We start from the raw sequence: 2,920 nt of genomic DNA, 5'->3' as shown, positions 1-2,920 counted from the left end.
ATCTTGAAGAAGAGGATAGGGATTTAGAATATGAAGCGCTAGCGGATATTGTACTTAAAAAAAGTTCCAATAAATATATGTTGGACTATGATGAGCATCCTCGTATTGTTCCTGATAGTGAGGACGGTTCTGGATTAGGGTGGATTTTAGCAGGTATTGCTGCGGTTTTGTTATTGTTGAACTTAGGAAAGAAAAAGCCTGTTAAGCGATACCAGTCTAAGAGAAGATAGGTAAGGAGAAATAGTTATTTTTCTAGGTTCTTTTTTGTTGGGTTCTAAAGAATCGTAAAGTTTAAGCTATATGCGGAACCGTAAGGCGATATTTTTTGCGATTGCTTTGATCAGTCCATGGTCATCCTCAATTGTCCGTTCACGGGCATCCCATTCTTTGTTCTGGTTTTGTACCAGTGTCAGTTCTTCACCCTGTAAACTGATCTTTATTTCCTTTGTTTCGTTATTGATGATCTTGGTGAGAACCGTATAGGTGTAATCGTTGTTCTCAAAGGTGATGCGCATGGGTAGACTCATTGGGGCAAAGATAATGGATTGAGGGCTTTGCCCGAAAATCTTTTATTCCACAAATTTTTAATATTTGCTGCTGTTGTTGAGGTAGGGATCGCATTTCAGGTATAGGTAGTTTTCGTCCTCGTGCCAGCAAAAAGTAAAGCAGCACTTCCAAAGCCTGTTATTCTCTACGACGGCACCTGTGCAAAATCTTTGGTCAAAGCCTTGTCTTTTCAGTTCGGTTTTCTTGACCATGCTTTCTCCGATATCTCCCGGTTTAAGGTCGTAATCCAGAAGTATTCTGTAATTGTTTTTTATTGCTTTGAGTACATCCGGAAAAAGTTTGTTTTCTTCTGCACGTTTTACTGACCGGATGCGGCTGTTGAAGTTGTTTTTGCAATCTACATTACAAAAGATTTTTCCTGCTCTGCCGTGGAGTTCTTTTTCGCAGTAGCGGCAGCGTGTTTTTTCAGTTGGTGTGGTATGCTGGTTCACGGACTTGTTCTTGGTTTTCAATGGTTTACAATATCTAATATCGGATAATTTTTTCTGAAAACTGTTAGGCTGTTTTGGAAACTGTTATCTATTTTCCTTATCAGATAAGTTGATTTTTTCTGCTGTAATTTTTTGGGCTGCATGGAATTTTGGTCTGGAATTAAATTTTATAGATTATGAAAAAACACAACATTTTGGTGTCGGAGAGTTTCTCACGAGGAAACAGGCGTTACTTTTTAGATTATAAGGTTGCCAGTAACAGGAGCAATTATATCTGTTTTACCAGGAGCGACGCGCAAGAAGACGGCACTTACAATATGGAGCGCTTGCGTGTATTCCAGGAGGATTTTGAAATGCTGATCGGAAGCTTTTCTTCATTGATGACAATGGCCGCTTATTATGGGCAAGGCTATGAATCCGTTCAGGATATGCACTTTTTGAACCAGAAGAAGGAGGTGCGGGGGATTAAAGGAATGGAGGTAGAACTGCGGCCAAGGGAAAAAATGCTGGAGAATGGTCCGGCTGCAATGACCGATACTGAGCTGCTGGCCATGCTGATCGGTTCGGGTACGCCCAATGAATCGGCGATTGACCTGGCTTACCGTATACTGGGTAGTGTAGAAGGAAACTTGCAGGAATTATCTGTTTTGGATTTTCCCGGGCTTTGCCGTTTTGCGGGGATGGGGATTGCCAAATCGAGTTCGGTTATGGCGGCGATGGAACTGGGCAGACGGCTTGGGCAGTATTAGATTATTGTTTTCTGATTTTTTTGCCTCTGGCGCTCGCCAGGGGCTTTTTAATTCTGGTTTTTTTACGGGTCAAAAAGTTTGGGTTTTAGTGAATGATAGGTTTGGGAGGAATAAGGTAGATGTGAGCGGTTAAGGTGTTTTTAACTGCACAAAATTTTGCTTCTACCTTTTTTGAACACAAATTTCTGAACAATCCCTTTTCCGCCAAGACCGGTGCCCTGCGGGTTTGCTGGAAAAAAATCTTCCCTGTGAGCTAGCGCTCACGAGGTTTTTTTTTCCGCAAAGTCTTGTCTTGAAAAATGGATTGTGTTCAGGTGAGGGTGACTATCAAAAAGGCAGGAGGCTCCTGCCGACTGATATTTTTTAAACCCAGAGTACCATGAACACGATAAAAGGCAGAAGCCCACCGATCCTATTTTTTTGACCTTGTTAGCACCGAAGGTGCTAGCAGGATTTGGCCGCTGATGGCGGCTGTTTCAATTTTTTTTCCATTCACATTTAAATTTTAAAAAATTATGAAAACGACAGTAATTAATTCTAGTGCAATTGCAAATAATGGTTCAGTGGATAATAAAGCTCATGGCTTAACTGGTGCCGCTGCTGCTAATGGTAGTGCGATTGTGCCGAACAAGGATTTTGATAAATCCTCGGATAATACTAAAACAGAGGTAAAAGCAGGGGCAAAGGTGGAAACCCTAAAAGGTAAAATGGACGACGAAAAAGGGAAAACAGAGGTGGCAGATAAAACCGAGCGTAAAACGCCTGCCGAGAAGGTTAAGACTGCTAGAAATTTGGATACTACGATTAAACTGGCTTTAGATCTCACCCGCCGTATCAACCAAAGGGGCAAGTTATTGGAAACCATTGGCACCTTAGAGGCTTTCGAGGTGGCGCAGCAGGATGATGCGGAGGAAACGGACGTTAATTTCTTTCAGGGATGTACGCTGACCATTGAAGATGACAATGGCAGGGAGTTTTCGACCAAAAACCCTTTTATCATTAAAGCGGTGGCGGATGATGTTAACCGTCTTTGCGTGGATAAATTGGCAGAGATTGAAAGCGAGATTTTTATTCCTACTTAAAATGCTCATGCCCTTTGGTGCGTATCAAAGGGCATTTATTTTTTGATTGAATTTTTTGAGAGATGAAACACGATTTTAATGAGCGTAAAGA

5 protein-coding genes are annotated in these 2,920 nt (G+C 41.6%); 3 read left to right on the top strand and 2 right to left on the bottom strand.

The window, feature by feature from the left end:
- Window positions 1–230 (top strand): hypothetical protein (locus AC1DND_RS24575; protein WP_477585183.1); only part of this gene is annotated, 230 nt, incomplete at its 5' end.
- Between the two features lie 66 nt (window positions 231–296).
- Here AC1DND_RS24575 and AC1DND_RS24570 read toward each other — a convergent pair.
- Together AC1DND_RS24570 and AC1DND_RS24565 are read right to left on the bottom strand one after the other, a co-directional pair.
- Window positions 297–527 (bottom strand): hypothetical protein, encoded by a 231-nt coding sequence (locus AC1DND_RS24570; protein ID WP_477585182.1) that lies wholly within the window; start codon window positions 525–527, stop codon window positions 297–299.
- 57 nt (window positions 528–584) lie between these two features.
- Window positions 585–1,019 carry a hypothetical protein gene (locus tag AC1DND_RS24565; RefSeq protein ID WP_477585181.1) on the bottom strand — a complete coding sequence of 145 codons (435 nt, stop codon included), beginning with the start codon at window positions 1,017–1,019 and terminating at the stop codon, window positions 585–587.
- Window positions 1,020–1,174: 155 nt separating this feature from the next.
- On the opposite strand from AC1DND_RS24565, the gene AC1DND_RS24560 reads away from it, so the two are divergent.
- Window positions 1,175–1,747, top strand: coding sequence for a UPF0758 domain-containing protein (locus tag AC1DND_RS24560; protein WP_477585180.1), 573 nt, complete (start codon window positions 1,175–1,177; stop codon window positions 1,745–1,747).
- 515 nt (window positions 1,748–2,262) lie between these two features.
- Window positions 2,263–2,829, top strand: coding sequence for a hypothetical protein (locus AC1DND_RS24555; protein ID WP_477585179.1), 567 nt, complete (start codon window positions 2,263–2,265; stop codon window positions 2,827–2,829).
- The last annotated feature ends 91 nt before the right edge of the window (window positions 2,830–2,920 follow it).

The sequence above is a fragment of the Pedobacter sp. 01N416 genome, assembly GCF_056399685.1.
This window is presented reverse-complemented; position numbering and strand designations above follow the sequence as displayed.

Coding starts and splice junctions, on each gene's coding strand:
- AC1DND_RS24560 (WP_477585180.1), top strand. CDS start 1,175: ATGAAAAAACACAACATTTTGGTGTCGGAGAGTTTCTCACGAGGAAAC.
- AC1DND_RS24570 (WP_477585182.1), bottom strand. CDS start 527: ATGAGTCTACCCATGCGCATCACCTTTGAGAACAACGATTACACCTAT.
- AC1DND_RS24555 (WP_477585179.1), top strand. CDS start 2,263: ATGAAAACGACAGTAATTAATTCTAGTGCAATTGCAAATAATGGTTCA.